The organism is Pseudoduganella umbonata, assembly GCF_014192225.1.
Classification (GTDB): Bacteria; Pseudomonadota; Gammaproteobacteria; order Burkholderiales; family Burkholderiaceae_D; genus Rugamonas; species Rugamonas umbonata.
The window spans coordinates 440,026-454,897 of record NZ_JACHXS010000001.1 but is presented as its reverse complement, the minus strand read 5'-3'; the positions used below and the strand labels follow the sequence as shown (position 1 = coordinate 454,897).

15 protein-coding genes and 1 pseudogene are annotated in these 14,872 nt (G+C 67.9%); all 16 read right to left on the bottom strand.

Annotated features, from left to right (window positions below; translation table 11 throughout):
* Positions 1 to 168: 168 nt before the first annotated feature.
* A complete protein-coding gene (locus tag FHS02_RS01875) occupies positions 169 to 1,122 on the bottom strand; it encodes a PDR/VanB family oxidoreductase (protein ID WP_137312541.1) in 954 nt (317 codons plus the stop codon).
* A gap of 12 nt (positions 1,123 to 1,134) precedes the next feature.
* Complete coding sequence (locus FHS02_RS01870) at positions 1,135 to 2,169, bottom strand: Rieske 2Fe-2S domain-containing protein (RefSeq protein ID WP_137312540.1); 1,035 nt, start codon at positions 2,167 to 2,169, stop codon at positions 1,135 to 1,137.
* Between the two features lie 13 nt (positions 2,170 to 2,182).
* The gene (locus FHS02_RS01865) at positions 2,183 to 2,410 is read right to left on the bottom strand and encodes a recombinase-like helix-turn-helix domain-containing protein (RefSeq protein ID WP_137312539.1); all 228 of its coding nucleotides are present in this window, start codon (positions 2,408 to 2,410) and stop codon (positions 2,183 to 2,185) included.
* Between the two features lie 46 nt (positions 2,411 to 2,456).
* Positions 2,457 to 3,419, bottom strand: a pseudogene (locus FHS02_RS01860) (VOC family protein).
* A complete protein-coding gene (locus FHS02_RS01855) occupies positions 3,419 to 4,906 on the bottom strand; it encodes an aldehyde dehydrogenase (RefSeq protein ID WP_371861450.1) in 1,488 nt (495 codons plus the stop codon). The pseudogene FHS02_RS01860 and the gene FHS02_RS01855 overlap by 1 nt, the downstream one beginning before the upstream one ends.
* A 7-nt stretch (positions 4,907 to 4,913) precedes the next feature.
* On the bottom strand, positions 4,914 to 5,714 hold the full coding sequence (locus tag FHS02_RS01850) for an aspartate dehydrogenase (RefSeq protein ID WP_137312538.1): 801 nt from the start codon (positions 5,712 to 5,714) through the stop codon (positions 4,914 to 4,916).
* 9 nt (positions 5,715 to 5,723) lie between these two features.
* Positions 5,724 to 7,460, bottom strand: a complete 1,737-nt coding sequence (locus FHS02_RS01845) for a thiamine pyrophosphate-binding protein (protein WP_175424699.1) — start codon at positions 7,458 to 7,460, stop codon at positions 5,724 to 5,726.
* Positions 7,453 to 8,253 carry an SDR family oxidoreductase gene (locus FHS02_RS01840; protein WP_137312536.1) on the bottom strand — a complete coding sequence of 267 codons (801 nt, stop codon included), beginning with the start codon at positions 8,251 to 8,253 and terminating at the stop codon, positions 7,453 to 7,455. Before FHS02_RS01840 ends, FHS02_RS01845 begins: the two co-directional genes overlap by 8 nt.
* Positions 8,254 to 8,263: 10 nt before the next feature.
* The gene (locus FHS02_RS01835) at positions 8,264 to 9,100 is read right to left on the bottom strand and encodes an IclR family transcriptional regulator (RefSeq protein WP_137312535.1); all 837 of its coding nucleotides are present in this window, start codon (positions 9,098 to 9,100) and stop codon (positions 8,264 to 8,266) included.
* Between the two features lie 38 nt (positions 9,101 to 9,138).
* Complete coding sequence (locus FHS02_RS01830; RefSeq protein WP_137312534.1) at positions 9,139 to 10,014, bottom strand: alpha/beta fold hydrolase; 876 nt, start codon at positions 10,012 to 10,014, stop codon at positions 9,139 to 9,141.
* A gap of 53 nt (positions 10,015 to 10,067) precedes the next feature.
* A complete protein-coding gene (locus tag FHS02_RS01825) occupies positions 10,068 to 10,607 on the bottom strand; it encodes a cupin domain-containing protein (protein ID WP_137312533.1) in 540 nt (179 codons plus the stop codon).
* A gap of 15 nt (positions 10,608 to 10,622) precedes the next feature.
* Positions 10,623 to 11,387, bottom strand: coding sequence for an SDR family oxidoreductase (locus FHS02_RS01820; protein ID WP_137312532.1), 765 nt, complete (start codon positions 11,385 to 11,387; stop codon positions 10,623 to 10,625).
* Positions 11,388 to 11,397: 10 nt separating this feature from the next.
* On the bottom strand, positions 11,398 to 12,237 hold the full coding sequence (locus tag FHS02_RS01815; RefSeq protein WP_137312531.1) for an ABC transporter permease: 840 nt from the start codon (positions 12,235 to 12,237) through the stop codon (positions 11,398 to 11,400).
* A complete protein-coding gene (locus FHS02_RS01810) occupies positions 12,234 to 13,217 on the bottom strand; it encodes an ABC transporter substrate-binding protein (protein WP_217496896.1) in 984 nt (327 codons plus the stop codon). The genes FHS02_RS01815 and FHS02_RS01810 overlap by 4 nt, the downstream gene beginning before the upstream one ends.
* 46 nt (positions 13,218 to 13,263) lie before the next feature.
* Positions 13,264 to 14,052 (bottom strand): ABC transporter ATP-binding protein, encoded by a 789-nt coding sequence (locus tag FHS02_RS01805; protein ID WP_137312530.1) that lies wholly within the window; start codon positions 14,050 to 14,052, stop codon positions 13,264 to 13,266.
* 569 nt (positions 14,053 to 14,621) lie between these two features.
* Entirely contained in the window at positions 14,622 to 14,819 is a 198-nt protein-coding gene (locus tag FHS02_RS32030; RefSeq protein WP_229422937.1) for a hypothetical protein, read from the bottom strand.
* Between the last annotated feature and the right edge of the window lie 53 nt (positions 14,820 to 14,872).

The following is a 14,872-nucleotide window of genomic DNA, read 5'->3' as shown; positions in this document are numbered from 1 at the left end:
GCGAACTCCCTTGGATTTTCGAGCGGCAAATGCCGCGTTTTATCGATAAAACGTCGTCTCACAAGCAAATTTGGGCGCAAAAAAAACCGGGCCGCCGTACGGCCAGGTTTTTTCAAGCAAAAGCGCCCGGGAGCAGGCGCGTCGCCCGCCTGCCCCCATTGCGGACCGCTACAGGTCCAGCACGAGGCGCCGGCCCTTGCAGCCGGACACGCAGACCATCATCGTCTTGCCGGACTCGCGCTCGGCTTTCGTCAGCACACCGTCGCGGTGCTCGGGCATGCCGTCCAGCACGGCCGTCTCGCACGAGCCGCACACGCCCTCGCGGCAGCTGTGGTCGACGTCGGCGCCCGCTTCCAGCAACGCATCGAGCAGCGATTTACCGGGCGGGACGAGGATCAGCTTCTGCGAGCGCGCCAGCTGGCACTCGTAGGCGCTGCCCTGCGTCGCCACGGCCGGCTCGGCCGGCGCGAAGCGTTCGATGTGCACGTTCGGCAGGCCCAGCTCGGCGCAGGTACTTTCAAAGGCGTTCAGCATCGGCGTCGGACCGCAGCAATAGAAGTGGTCGGCCGGCGATTTCGCGGCCAGGAAGCCGCGCAGGTCCGGCGGACCGCCCGCCTCGCCGTCGAAGTGCACGCGCACGCCCTCTTCCGCCGCCAGCGCGTCGGCGAACGCCGCTTCGCTACGGCTGCGCGCGCAGTACAGCAGTTCCACCGACTTGCCAAGCCGTTGCAGCTCGCGCAGCATGCCGAGGATCGGCGTGATGCCGATGCCGCCGGCCACCAGCACCGTATGCGCCGCCGCCACGTCGAGCGGGAAGTTGTTGCGCGGCGCGCCGATCGTGATGGCCGCGCCGACCCGCAGCTGCTCGTGCACGTAGCGCGAGCCGCCGCGGCTGTTCCGGTCGTGCAGCACGCCGATCACGTAGCGGTGCCGTTCCTGCGGCGGGTTCCACAGCGAATAGCTGCGCACCACGCCATTCGGCAGGTGCAGGTCGATATGGGCGCCGGCCTCGAATGCCGGCAGTTCCCCGCCCTGCGGCGGCACCAGTTCCACGCTGACGATGCCGGCGGCCTCGTAGCGCATCGCCTGCACGCGCACCGCGATCTGTTGGCTGTTGCTCATGATGTTCCCCTGTCAGTTCCCGGCTTCTTCCGCGGCCACGCTTCTTGCCAATTCGGCTTTCGCCAGGCTGCGCAGGTGCCGCCGCAGGCGCACGATGCCCATGTCGTGCTGGTACAGCATTTCGCGCTGGTTGGCATCCGGCTCCATTGCCTCGAGAATCACGCGGTCCTGTTCCAGCACGTGCCAGTGGCGCGCTTCCAGGCGGTTCTTGTACAGGAAGCGCCACGTGTCGCGCTGCCAGTCCTGCACCTTGCGCACGCGCCAGAAGAACACGGCCGTCGCCCCCGTCTCCATCGGCGCATAGCCGCCGACGATGATGAAGTTGCCGCCCGGGCCGCCCGTCTTCGGATACGGGATCTCGAGACGCATCCACTGGATGCCCGTCTCGCCGTATTCGGTCCAGTCGAAGTTCACGCCGCGCTGCGCTTCCTTCTCGAACACGAAGCCGGTATCGGTGTCGCGCACGCGGAAGGCGGCGGTGGAATCGCCTTCGGCCATCGAGTGCGACTGCTTGTGCAGGAAGGTGCCGTGCATGGGATCGAGCACGTTGTCCAGCACGTAGCGGTAATCGCCGTTCCACTCCACGTAGCACAGGAAGTTCGAGTACTCGGGGCTCGACAGCTCCTCGGGCAGGCGCAGCGGCGGCGGCTCGTCGACGTCCTTGCTGGCGTTGTAGAGGAAGATCGCACCGGCCGCTTCCTGCACGTGGAACGAGCGCGTGGCTTTCGCGCCTTCCAGCTTGCAGCCCGGGCTGCCCGGCACGCTGGTCACGACGCCGTCGAAGCGCACCTGCACGCCGTGATAGCCGCAGGCGATGCGGTCGCCCAGCGCGATGCCCTGCGACAGCGGCGCGCCGCGGTGCGGGCAATGGTCTTCCAGCGCATGCAGCGTGCCATTGGTCTCGCGCCACAGTACGAATTTCCTGCCCAGCCGGCGCAGCGACACGGGCTTTTCCGCCACGAAGTGCGACGGGCAGATCGGGTACCACAAATCCTTCAGGCCGGCCGCGAGCACGGCATCGACGGGGTCATTGGCTACGGTTCTCATCACTGGGTTCCTTTCAGCATTCGGCGGCAAGGCGCGCGATCTCGGCGCGGTACGATTCTTCGGTCCATTCGCCGCCGCCCGGGTAGTTCGGGCCGGTGCGGTTCAGGTGCGCCACCAGCGCGGGCAGGTCGGCGATCCCGGCGGCGAAGGCGCGCTCGATCGAGTCGCCGAGCAGGTCTTCCCACGCGGTCGGCACGCGGTTGCGGGCCTGGTGGGTGTTCAGGTAGCGGGGTGGGTGCATGGTGTACTCCTCGGGAATTGGCTCAGTATCCGGGTCAGGATCGGGCTCAGGATTTCTTTTCGGTCAGGAACTTGCCTTCGGGCGCTTTCGCGTTGCGCTGGCGGCGCGTGTGGCCATCCAGGCCGCCGTCGATCGCCCACTCGGCGAAGACGGTGGGGCCGGGCTCGAAGTCGCGCGCTTCCCAGGCTTCGTCGCACTGGTCCTCGTCGGCGTAGTATTAGATCAGGCCGCCGGCCGGATTGCGGAAGTACCAGAAGTACGCCGACGAGATCGGGTGCCGGCCCGGGCCCAGCTGCGTTTCATGGCCCTGCCGGGCGATGTGCAGGCCGCCGCCGAACACTTCATGGATGTCGCGCACCGTGAAGGCCACGTGGTTCAGGCCCACTTTCGCATCCGGCGTCTGCAGCAGGAAGATGTCGTGGTGGCCGCCCTCGGTGGCGCAGCGCAGGAAGGCGCCGCGGCCCGGGTAGCGGTCCGACGGCACGAAGCCGAAGCGCTCGCAGTAGAACCGCTCGCAGGCCGCCACGTCCTTCACGAAGAACACCACGTGGCCCACTTCGATCGGCGCGGCGCGCTCGTACGCCGGGCTGCGCCGGTTCATGCGCGGCTTGTCGCTCCAGGTGTTCATCTGCGCGCATTCCACCTCGACGTCGCGCTTGCGGCTGACCTGGAAGCGGATCGCCAGGCCGTTCGGATCCGTGCAGCCGACACGGCCGCCCTCGTCCACCGCGCCCGGCAGGTCGCGCACGACCTGGCGGAAGCGTTCGACCACGTCGGCGGAAGTCACGCCCCACACCACTTCGCGCAGCGTCGGCCCCGGCTCGATCGCCGGCGGCAGCGCCGCATCGTCGCTGCGCCGCACGATCACGCGGCAGCCGTTCAGCGACTCGAACACCAGCCGGCTGGCGTCCTCCTCGACCAGCTGCAGGCCCCAGTCGAGGAAGAAGGTACGGCAGACCGGCAGGTCGTCGGCGCCGTAGGTGATTTCATCGATACCCGATACGTCCATCATTTCGCTCCCTGCGCCCACGGCAGCGGCATGTCGTTCATGCCCCAGTAGACGCTTTTCTGTTCCATGTACTGCAGGATGCCGAGGCGGCCCTTCTCGCGCCCCAGCCCGCTGTCGCGCCAGCCGCCGAACGGCGTCGCGATCGAAAACTGTTTATAGGTATTGATCCACACGTTCCCGGCCTGCACGGCGCGGGCGAAGCGCCAGGCTTTCTTGTAGTCCTGCGTCCAGATGCCGGCCGCCAGCGCATACACGCTGTCGTTGGCCTGCTCCACCAGGTCGCCTTCATCCGAGAACGGCATCGCCACCAGCACCGGGCCGAAGATCTCTTCCTGGCAGATGCGCATGGTGTTGCGCACGCCTTCGATGATCGTCGGCAGGTAGTAATTGCCGCGCTCGAACTGCGCGCCCAGTGGCCGTGCGCCGCCGGTACGCAGCCGGCCGCCTTCGGACACACCCAGCGCCACGTACGATTCGATGCTGTCGCGGTGCCGCGCGGTGATCAGCGGGCCCATCTGCGTTTTCTCGTCGGCCGGGTCGCCCACCCGCAGCGCCGCGGCGCCGGCGGCCAGCCGCTCCAGGAACGCATCGTAGATGCCATGCGCGACGAACAGCCGCGAGCCGGCGATGCACGATTCGCCGGACGAGCTGAAGATCCCGTACAGCACGCCCGCCACCGCGTGATCGAGGTCGGCATCGTCGAACACGATGGTCGGCGACTTGCCACCCAGCTCCAGCGACACCGGCATCATCTTGTCGGCGGCGATGTGCGCGATGTGCTTGCCGGTGGTGGTGCCGCCGGTGAACGACACGCGCCGCACCAGCGGGTGCAGCGTGATGGCGTCGCCGATCACCGAACCCTTGCCGGGCAGCACACTGATCAAGCCGCGCGGCACGCCGGCCTGTTCGCAGATCCGCGCCAGTTCCAGCGCCAGCAGCGGCGTCACCTCGGCCGGCTTGACGACCACCGCGTTGCCGGCCGCCAGTGCCGGCGCCATCTTCTGCGCCTCGCTGGCGATCGGCGAGTTCCACGGCGTGATGGCGGCCACCACGCCCATCGGCTCGTAAACGCTCATCGACAGGAAGTCGCCGCGCGCCGGCGCGATCGTCTCTTCCAGCGTCTCGCACGCCGCGGCAAAGAACTGAAAAGTGCCGGCCGCGCTGGCGACGAGGTTGCGCGTTTCCGAGATCGGCTTGCCGTTGTCGAGCCGCTGCAGCTGCGCCAGCTCCTCGCCGCGCTCGCGGATCAGCTGCGCCACGCGGTACAGCACGGCGGCCCGTTCATGCGGCTTGCGCTGGGCCCAGCCGCTGGTGCGGAAGGCGCGGTCGGCGCCTTCGATCGCTTCGGCCACGTCGGCCAGGCTGGCCGCGCGCAGGGTCGACACCGTTTCGCCGGTGGCCGGATACAGCGTGGCGTAGACATCGCCGCCGCCCGGGCGCCATTCGCCGGCGACGCAGATCTTCTGTACATCCTGGAGGTTCATCATGGCGGCCTCAGATCGACAGCGCGTGGGCGCGGTTGTTCAACGCCCGCACCACGCTGAACACGGTCAGCGCGGACGTCTTCGGATTTGCCGCAAGCGGCTTGCCGCGCATGGTCAGCTCGAAACCGCCGAACGCGCCATGGGCTTCCACGTGGTGCACGTTCTCGGTGGCATCCGGGTCGGCCAGCAGGCGCACCTGCGTGCGGTCCAGGCCCAGGCCCGCCAGCGACAGCGTGGCCGCCACGTTGGCGTTCTTCGGATACAGCCGGGCCGCTTCGCGGGCCGAGCCCTCGAAGATCACCGTGGCTTCGGTCAGCGCGTCCAGGTCGAAATCGCGCTCGGCGGGCGTGTCCTTCCACGCGCCGGCCGGCTTGCGGCCCGTGTAGACGACGGAATCCAGCCCGCCGATGCTGGCCGCGGCCAGCGCATCGATCGCGCCGATCGCGCCGGACAGCAGCTGCACCTGGGTGCCGCCGCGCTGCGCCGCCTGTTCCAGCCGCTCGGCCAGGCCCGGTTCGGACAGCGCGCCCACCGACACCACCATGCAGGCGATGCCCGATTCCAGCGCCGGGATGATGTGTTCCTCGATCGCGCGGTGCCCCGCGCATTCGACCAGCAGGTCCGGGCGGGTGCCATTCAGGCCCAGGCCCACTTTCGCCTCGGGGGCCAGCCGGCGCACCGTGGCGCCGGCGTTGTCCAGCGCGTTTTCAGGCACGATCACCAAGTCGAACACCACCTCGGGATCGCTTTTGAGCAGTTCCAGCACGCCGGCGCCGATGGCGCCGCAGCCGATCATCGATACATGCAGCATGGCTTCTCCTTACGCAATGGCCGGGGCCTCGGTGGCTGCGGTGGCTTCCGCAACCGTCGGCTCGGTAACCTTCACCGGCGGGCCGGCGAAGGCCGTCTTGAAGCTGCCGATCGACAGCATGTCGATCTCCAGCAGGAACGGGCCCGGCTCGGCAACGGCGCGGCGCAGGGCCGCGGCGATGCCGTTCGCGCCGTCGGACAGCGTTGATACCCGCGCATGGCGCAGCTGCAACGCCTCGGCCAGCACCGCGTAGTCCGGCGTATGCAGGTCCACGTAGTGGCGGCGGCCGCCGTATTGCGCGTCCTGGATGTTCTTGATCACGCCATAGCCCTTGTCGTTCATCAGCACGATCACCATGTCGGCGCGCTCCTGCACGGCGGTGGCCAGCTCGCCCAGGTTCAGGATGAACCCGCCGTCGCCGGCCAGGCAGAAGGTTTTCTTGCCGGAGGCCGTCACGGCCGCGCCGACGGCGGCGCCGATGCCCATCGCCAGGCCCTGGCCGATGCCGCCGCCCAGTGCGTGCACGCCGGCCAGCGGGTCGAAGATGCGCAGGTGGCGGTTGCCCCAGGTGGAGTTCGACACCGTGACGTCGCGCACCCAGTTGAAGCTGCGCCCGGCCGCCTGCTGCAGTTCGTCGACCAGCTTGCCGTATGGGCCGAGGCCATCGACCAGCCCGGCCGCCGCCGTGTCGCGCGCCTTGCGCAGGTCGCGCAGGAACGACGGATCGACGTCCATTTTTCCTTCCAGCCGGTCGGCCAGGCCGTCCAGCGCCAGCGCGGCATCGCCGCAGACGAAATAGTCGCTCTTGTAGCAGCGGCCTTCGGCGGCCGGATCGGCATCGATGCGGAACAGCGGTCGCGGCAGTTTCAGCTCGTACTTCAGCGTTTCGTTGCCGCGCAGCCGGGAACCGACCACCAGCATCGCGTCGCAATCCTGGTAGAACTGTTCTACCGGCTTGTGCAGGTTGAACGCGCCCAGCGAGCGGCCATCGTCTTCGGGCACCACGCCGCGGCCCTGCGTCGTGGTGACGACGCCGAAGCCCAGCGCCAGCAGGCGCTGCACGGCCTTCGACGCGCCGCGGCTGCCGCCGCCCAGCCACAGCATCGGGCGCTTCGCCTTGGCCAGCTGGGCGGCCAACTCGTCGAGCGCATGGGCCGACGGCACGTGGCGCGGCACCGGCAGCGGCGTCAGGTCGGCCGGCATGTCGATCAGCGCGGCCTGGATATCGATCGGGATCTCGACGCTGACGGGGCCCATCGGCGCGGTCAGCGCGATCTGCACGGCCTGCTTGACGGTCGACAGCGCGGTATCCTCGCTGCGGATGCGGAAAGCCGCCTTCGACACGGCTTTCAGCATCGTCAGCTGGTCCGGCGCCTCGTGGATGTACGACAGGCTCTGGTCCAGGTACGGCGTTTCGATCTGGCCCGTCAGGTGCAGCAGCGGCGTGCCGGCGGTCAGCGCCTCGACCATGGCGCCGGCGGCATTGCCGGCCGCGGTGCCCGTGCTGGTCAGGCACACGCCCAGGCCGCCCGTGGTGCGGGCATAGGCATCGGCCATGTTGGCGCCGCCCGCCTCGCCGCGTGCCGGCACGAAGCGGATGTTGCCGCGTTCGCCGAAGGCATCGAGGATCGGCATGTTGTGGATCGAGATTACGCCGAACGCCGCCTTCACGCCGCACTGTTCGAGGAAAGCCGCGATGGCGCAGCCGACGGTGATTTTATGTGATTTGCTCGTTGAATTACGCATGGCGGGAAAGTCCTCCGGAGACATCGATATGGCTGCCTGTGGTGTAGGACGACAGGGGCGAGGCCAGGAACAGGATGGCGCGCGCCGCTTCGTCGGGAAGGCCGAGACGGCCCAGTTGTATCTGTTTTTTCTGCGCCAGCCGGGCGCTCCATTGCGCCCAGTCCAGCGCCTGTTCCTCGGGTGGGCGGGCGTCGAAACGGCGCCGCCACTGGCCCGATTCGACGAGGCCGATCAGGATGCCGTTGACGCGCACGCCGGACGGCGCGAATTCGGTGGCCAGCGAGCGCACCAGGTTGTGCACGCCGGCCCGGGCGGCCGAGGTGGCCACCATGTGCGGTTCCGGCTGCACGGCCAGCAGCGAATTGACGCACACGATCGCGCCGCGGTTCCGCTGCAGTTGCGGCAGGAAGGCGCGCGTCGGATGCAGGATCGAAAAGAATTTCAGCTGCAGTTCTTCCAGCCACGCGGCATCCGTGGTGTCGGCGAACGTCGACACGCGGCCCTGGCCGGCGTTGTTGACGAGGATGCTCGCGGTGCCGAGGTCCGCCTCGACGCGGGCGGCAAACGCTGCCACCTGGGCAGGATCGAGCACGTCGCACACCTGCGCCAGCAGCCGGGCCTGGTGAAAACGGTCGCGCAGCCGGGCCGTGGCGCCCTCCAGGCGGGCGGCATCGCGGCCGCACAGTGCGACGGCGGCGCCGCAGTCGAGCAATTGTTCGACGGTGGCGTAGCCGATGCCGGACGAGCCGCCCGTCACCACGGCCACCCGGCCCGTCAGGTCTGTCATACCCATGGTCCGCCTCCTAGCGCTGCCACAGGTTCACGACCTGGGCGGAATTGGCCGGCACATGGTCCAGCAGCCGGGACAGTTCTTCGGCGGCCGAGCGCACGTGGCCGACGATCGAATCCAGGCGCGACGCATCGATATGCGGTTCCGGGATCGTGGCGCCCAGCGCGGCGACGACCTTGCCGCTGTGGTCGCGCACCGGCGCCGCCATCGTGGAAATGCCCCGCTCGAAGAAGCCTTCTTCCAGCACGTAGCCGCGCTCGCGGTCGCGCTGCACCAGGTTGAACAGGTCCAGCACCGTCTGCGGCGTGTTTTCCGAATACACCTTCAGGTGCTCTTCCGGGTAGATCTCGCGCAATTGCGGCAGCGTCATGTCCTGCAGCAGCACGCGGCCCAGCACCGTGGCATGGGCCGGCAGGCGCGTGCCGACATTGACGCTGCTGACGAATGCCGCCGGCATGGAAGATTTGGCCACGTACACGATCGAGCGGCCGTCGCGCACGACGATATTGGTGGAGTAGCCGATTTCCTCGCGCAGCCGCTCCAGCAGCGGGCGGCCGATCTCGGTCAGTTCCAGCGACGCGAGGTATTCGAAACCGAGGCGCAGCACGGCCATGCCGAGGCGGTAGTCGCGGCCACCCTCGTTGCGCTCGACGAAGCCCATCCGTTCCAAGGTCGTCAGCAGGCGGAACACGGTGGAACGCGGCACGTCGAGGCGCTTGGCCAGCTCCGGGGCCGACAGGTTCTTGTCGTGGCGGGAGAATTCGCACAGCAGGCGCAGGCCCCGTTCCAGGCCCGGCACCGTGTACTTGTCGGCGCCGTCGTCGTCAGGCTGTTCAGGCTTGTTGCTCATGTTGGTCTCGCTGGTTGTTGTCATTGTCATGGTTCATGTTATCGGCTGCCCAGGATCGCCCGCGCCACGGCCGCGGGCTGTTCGACATAGCAGGCATGGCCGGCGCCGGCGACCGGCGCATACGGAAATCCGAACAGCCCGGCAACCGCGCGGCTGTCCTCCGGCGTCGTCACCGTATCCTCGCTGCCGCACAGCACGGCGGCCGGCAGCGCGGCCAGCGCGGGCTGCGCATAGTTTTCGATCGCATCGCCGCACAGCAGGTGCACCGCCTGCGTGTAGCCGCCCGGATGCAGCTGCGCCATGTTCCAGCGTACCCAGTCGCGCTGGGTGGCCGTGGCGCCCGGCGACAGCAGCCGTGCCGAGCGCTGCGTGGCCATGCCGGGGATGCCCAGTTCGCCCAGCGTCGACAGCCGGTCGCGCAGCACCCCGGCGCCCTGCGCCAGCCGTGCCGGCAGGCCGTAGCCGCGGGCGGGACTGAGCAGGACCAGGCGCTGCAGCCGCGCCGGGTGTCCAGCCGCATAGGCCGCCGCCATCATTGCGCCGAGCGAATGCCCGGCCAGCGTCACGCCGTCCAGTTCCAGCGCCTGCACCAGTTGCCGCAGCCGCAGCGCATAGGCGCCGGCGCCGGGCTGCGCGCTGGCCAATGCCGCCGACCTGCCATAGCCCGGCGCGTTCCAGGCGATCACCCGGCCGTGGCGCGCCAGTTCCAGCGCGCAGTCCAGCCAGGAGGCGGCGCCCGACCCGATGCCGTGCAACAGCAGGAAGGTGGGACCGCCGGCGGCACCCGCTTCGCGGTACGACACGGTGCCCCCTTCGGTGGCGATCGTGCGCTCCGGGAAGCGCGTGGCCAGTTCGGCCAGCGCGGCCTGCAGGCCATCGGGCTCGGCACGGCTGCCTGGGGCGTCGTTTGGCATGGCGCTGGACATGAGCGTGGACGTGAGGTCGGGCGTAATACCGGGCCGCATGGTCAGTTCCGCTTGACGCTGGCGAGCGGATGTTCGGGCGGGTACGTGGGCGTGACGGGCTTCTGCGCGCCCAGCATCACGCACATCAGCGCATCTTCCTCGCCGATGTTGATTTCCTCGCGGTACACGCCCGGCGGGATCGACACCACGTCGCGGTCCGTCAGGATCGTCTCGAAGCGTTCGCCATCCTTTTCCAGCACCAGTTTCAGCTTGCCGCGCAGGACGAAGAACACTTCCTCGACGTCCACGTGCAGGTGCGGCGGGCCCTCGTGGCCGGCCGGGATGATCATCGTCGAGAACGTGAAGTGCTCGGACGGGATCACGCTGCTGTCGCTGGCCACGCCGGTGCCGCCGGTGCCGATGTAGCGCATCTGCGCGCGGCCGTATTTCGGGTCGAAGTCGGCCTGGAACTTCAGCGCGTTCCAGTCGTACTTGCGGGTCGAGAAGCGGGCGATGCGGGTGTTCATCCAGTCCTCGAAGGTGGCGCCGGCCGGCTGGTCCCAGCTGCGGGCGATGTTCTTCTGTTCGGATACGTCGGTCATTGTGTTCTCCTTTGATCAGTTCATGACGAAGCCGCCGTTGACGGCGAGGACCTGGCCGGTGACGAAGCGCGACAGGTCCGACAGTGCGAACAGCACCGCCCCCGTCACGTCGTCCGGCACCTGCAGGCGCTGCAGGGCGCGGCCGTCCTGGTAGGTCTGGTAACGCTGCGCCGGCACGTATTCGGTGGCTTCCACCTTGGTCAGCCCCGGCGCCACGGCGTTGACGGTGATGTCGTGGCTGCCCTCCTCGCGGGCCAGCGAACGGGTCATGCCGATCACGGCGCCCTTGCTGGCCACGTACGCCAGCAGGTTCGGCGCGCCCCACAGCGGCGTGTCCGACGCCAGGTTGACGATCGCGCCGTGGCCCGATGCGCGCAGCGCCGGCAGGCAGGCATTGGTCATCAGCCAGGTGCCGCGCACGTTCACGGCCATCACGCTGTCCCACATGGCGATGTCGATCCGTTCGGACGGGCGGCCGCCCGAGTTGGTGATCGCGGCATTGTTGACGAGGCCGTCGAGCCCGCCCAGCCAGCCGGTGGCGGCCGCGGCGCAGGCCTCGATGGAGGCCGGGTCGGCCATGTCGAGCGGGAAGCCCTGCACGTCCAGGCCCCGTCCGCGCAGCGCGGCCACGCTGCCGGCCAGCACGTCGTGCAGGATGTCGGCCAGCGCCACTTTCGCGCCGCTTTCGGCGATTGCGGTGGCGAAGGCCAGGCCCAGGCCGCGCGCGGCACCGGTGACGAGCACCCGGCGGCCGGCCAGCAGTTTCGAGATATCGGTCATCTGTTGCTCCTTATTTTGTGCTGGTGGCGGCGCGCGGCAGGTAATGCAGCACCTTGCGTTCGGCCCACACGACGGCGGCGTAGGTGACGATGCCGGTCAGGGTCAGCGCGCAGATCGCCACGAACACGGCCGCCGTATTGCCCTGCCCTTCGCCGTCGACCAGCAGGAAGCCGAGGCCCTTGTTGCCGCCCACCAGTTCGCCGACCGTGACGCCGATGACGGCCAGCGTGGAGGCGATGCGCAGGCCGGAGAACAGCGCCGGCAGCGCCGAGCGGTATTCGACCAGGCAGAAGATCTGCCAGCGGCTCGCATTGAGCGTGCGCACCAGGTTCACCATGTCCGGGTCCACCGTGCGGATCGCCGACAGCACGTTGATCATCACGGGGAAGAACACGATCAGCACGGCGACGATGATCTTCGGGTACATCGTGTAGCCCAGCCACATCACGAACAGCGGTGCGAACGCCACCTTCGGGGCGATCTGCAGCGCCAGGATGTACGGCGACAGCATGGCTTCGGCGCGGGGCGACAGGCCCAGCGCGACGCCGACGGCGAGGCCCAGCAGCGAGCCGAGCCCGAAGCCGGCCACGACCTCGGCGGCGGTGATCGTGAAGTGGCCCAGCAGGTCGCTGTGCTGCCACATGAAGACCGCTTCCTGCACCACGCGCGAGAAACGCGGCAGGATGAACTCGGGCATGCCGAGCCAGCCCGGGCCCCATTCCCAGGCCGCCAGGAACAGCGCCAGCACCAGCAGGCTGCCGGCCACGGTGAAGGCCTTGTCGCGCAGCACGGGGCTGAGCTTCAGGCCGCTGTCCATGGCGGGGGTGGCGATCGTGGTGGCGGTGTTCATTTGGCCCCCGCGACGACGAACTGGTTGGTGAACAGGTCGTTCACGGCCGCGGCGCGGCTGACGATGCCTTCGCTGACATAGAACTTCTGCACGCCGTCCATGCGCGCCGCGTCGATCCGGCCCAGCGGCTTCTGGTCCGCGTAGACGTACTTGCGGTACATGTTGAAGATCTGCTCGATGCTCGCTTCGCGGCCCCGGTAGGACGGCACCGCGGCCACGTAGGTCGCGGTGGCGGCCTTCGGGTCGTTCATGATGTCTTCCATGCCGCGCAGCGTGGCGCGCACCAGGCGGCGCAGCAGTTCCGGCTTGGTGCGGATCGTCTCGTCGGAAGCGAGGATCGCCTGCGCCATGCTCTTGAAGCCGGCCGTCTCGATAATGTCGATCTTGGCGCCGGCATCGCTGGCGCTGACGATCCAGTCCGGCACGCCGGCCAGCGCCTGCGCCTTGCCGCCCGCGAAGACCTGCCACACGCCCGACGGGCCGGCAGCCTGGATCTCGGCGTCGGTCTTGCCCATGCCGATGCTCTTCATGTTGCCGAGCAGCGCGTAGTAGGTGGTATCGGTATACGACATCACCGTGATGGTCTTGCCTTTCAGGTCGCCCAGCGTCCTGATGCCCTCGTTCTCGCGCACGCCGACCATCGTCAGCGAGCCGGCGCCCAGCACGGCGATGGCTTTCACGGGCACGCCATTGGCGCGCACGATGATCGGCGTATCGCCGATCGCGCCGCCGATCAGCGCATTGCCCGCGCCGATCTGCTTGGCCACGTCGACGCCGCCCTTGGCCGCGACGAACGTGACCTTCAGGTTCTCGGCCGCGTAATAGCCCTTTTGCTGGGCGATCATCCACGGCGCGAAGGCCGGCGTGTTCGGCGGCGCCGGCAGCAGGTACGTGACTTCTTCCGGTGCCGCCAGGGCCGGCGCCGCGGCCAGTGCCACGGCGCAGCCGATGGCGGCAAGGATCTTGTTATGCATGCTCATTAGTGACTCCCGATCGATCGTTGACAGACGTGATGCAAGTGCTCTTTCAATGCAGTTCCGCTTCCTGGTCCTTGCCGACTTTCAGCAGTTCCATCAGGCGGCCGGCCAGCGGGCCGATTTCCGGCAGCTTGCGGCGTTCCAGCGGGTTGTCGCGGTGCGGCAGGTCGACCACGATCTCTTCGATGATCGTGCCGGGCCGTTCGCTCATGACCAGCAGGCGGTCGGACAGGGCGATGCCCTCGATCAGGTCGTGCGTGATGAACAGCGCCGTCTTGCGCTTCTCATACAGCATCCTGGCCAGGTCCTGCTGCAGGATCATCTTGGTCTGCGCGTCCAGCGCGGAAAACGGTTCGTCCATCAGCAGCACCTGCGGATCGACCGCCAGCGTGCGGGCCAGCGCGGCACGCTGGCGCATGCCGCCGGACAGCTGGAAGGGGTAATGGTCTTCGAACCCCTTCAGGTGGCACTTCGCCAGCAGGTCGTCGGCCACGCGCTCGCGTTCGCGGGCATTGACGCCGTCGATCTCGAGGCCCAGCGCCACATTGGCACGGATCGTGCGCCATGGCATCAGCAGGTCTTTCTGCAGCATGAAGGCGACCTTGCGGACCGGCTTCGTGACGAGCTGGCCGCCGACGTACACCTCGCCGCTGGTGGGCAGGTACAGGCCGGCGCCCATGTTCAGCAAGGTGCTCTTGCCGCAGCCGGACGGGCCGATGATGGAGACTACTTCGCCGCTGCGGATGGAGATGTTGACGTTGGAAACTGCGGGGCGCGGTTGTGAGGTTTGCCGGTCGATGAAACTCTTGCCGACGGCGCGGAATTCGATTTCGATCATTTGTCTCTCACGGTGGGCGGTGTGTGAACACCGCTGGGGTCTGTCTCATATATGAAACGGTAGTTCGTATATGAGCTGCGTGTGAGACAAATATAGCAGCTTTCATTGGCTGCGCCAGCGCTTTGTTTCAAATAAAAATCCGCGTTTTATAGGTAAAACACGTGCACTGTTTTTGGATGCTTCGGGGCATCTTTAACAGCCGGAAAGCCGCATGAATGCGTCGTGCGCACCGATGCCGTGCAGCGACGCACCACGCTGGTTGTTGCATGAAAGTCACGCGTATCGCGGTGGCAACACTCACGCTGCCGGATGAAGCGAAGGCGATGGTTATTGCCCGCAAATAAGTTGCCGAAGTTATAATTCCTGCACCTTCCCAGGACGATCGCCATGCTGTTCAATTCCCACCCATTCCTGTTCGGCTTCCTGCCGGTGGTGCTGCTGGCGTATTTCGCCGCGGCGCGCCGCGGCCGCGAATACGGCAACCTGGTCCTGGCGTTTGCATCGCTGTTCTTTTATGCGTGGTGGGACTTGCGTTACCTGCCGCTGCTGCTGGCGTCTATCGGGGGCAACTACGCGTGCTCGCTGCAGATCCGCGCGGCGCACGGCACTGCGCGCACGCGCTGGCTGGCCGCGGCGCTGGCTGCCAACCTGGCGCTGCTGGGCTGGTATAAATATGCGGGCTTCTTTGCGGCCAGCCTGGCGCAGGCCACCGGCTGGCAGGTACCGGCGCTGCAGATCGTCCTGCCGATCGGGATCTCGTTCTTCACGTTTACGCAGATCGCCTTCCTGGTCGATACCGCGGGGCCACGTCAGCGAGAGC

Bases quoted from the DNA above. Each gene is read 5' to 3' on its own strand.
- FHS02_RS01875 (WP_137312541.1), bottom strand. From the start codon at position 1,122: ATGAGCAACAGCCAACAGATCGCGGTGCGCGTGCAGGCGATGCGCTAC.
- FHS02_RS01870 (WP_137312540.1), bottom strand. From the start codon at position 2,169: ATGAGAACCGTAGCCAATGACCCCGTCGATGCCGTGCTCGCGGCCGGC.
- FHS02_RS01865 (WP_137312539.1), bottom strand. From the start codon at position 2,410: ATGCACCCACCCCGCTACCTGAACACCCACCAGGCCCGCAACCGCGTG.
- FHS02_RS01855 (WP_371861450.1), bottom strand. From the start codon at position 4,906: ATGATGAACCTCCAGGATGTACAGAAGATCTGCGTCGCCGGCGAATGG.
- FHS02_RS01850 (WP_137312538.1), bottom strand. From the start codon at position 5,714: ATGCTGCATGTATCGATGATCGGCTGCGGCGCCATCGGCGCCGGCGTG.
- FHS02_RS01845 (WP_175424699.1), bottom strand. From the start codon at position 7,460: ATGCGTAATTCAACGAGCAAATCACATAAAATCACCGTCGGCTGCGCC.
- FHS02_RS01840 (WP_137312536.1), bottom strand. From the start codon at position 8,253: ATGGGTATGACAGACCTGACGGGCCGGGTGGCCGTGGTGACGGGCGGC.
- FHS02_RS01835 (WP_137312535.1), bottom strand. From the start codon at position 9,100: ATGAGCAACAAGCCTGAACAGCCTGACGACGACGGCGCCGACAAGTAC.
- FHS02_RS01830 (WP_137312534.1), bottom strand. From the start codon at position 10,014: ATGCCAAACGACGCCCCAGGCAGCCGTGCCGAGCCCGATGGCCTGCAG.
- FHS02_RS01825 (WP_137312533.1), bottom strand. From the start codon at position 10,607: ATGACCGACGTATCCGAACAGAAGAACATCGCCCGCAGCTGGGACCAG.
- FHS02_RS01820 (WP_137312532.1), bottom strand. From the start codon at position 11,387: ATGACCGATATCTCGAAACTGCTGGCCGGCCGCCGGGTGCTCGTCACC.
- FHS02_RS01815 (WP_137312531.1), bottom strand. From the start codon at position 12,237: ATGAACACCGCCACCACGATCGCCACCCCCGCCATGGACAGCGGCCTG.
- FHS02_RS01810 (WP_217496896.1), bottom strand. From the start codon at position 13,217: ATGAGCATGCATAACAAGATCCTTGCCGCCATCGGCTGCGCCGTGGCA.
- FHS02_RS01805 (WP_137312530.1), bottom strand. From the start codon at position 14,052: ATGATCGAAATCGAATTCCGCGCCGTCGGCAAGAGTTTCATCGACCGG.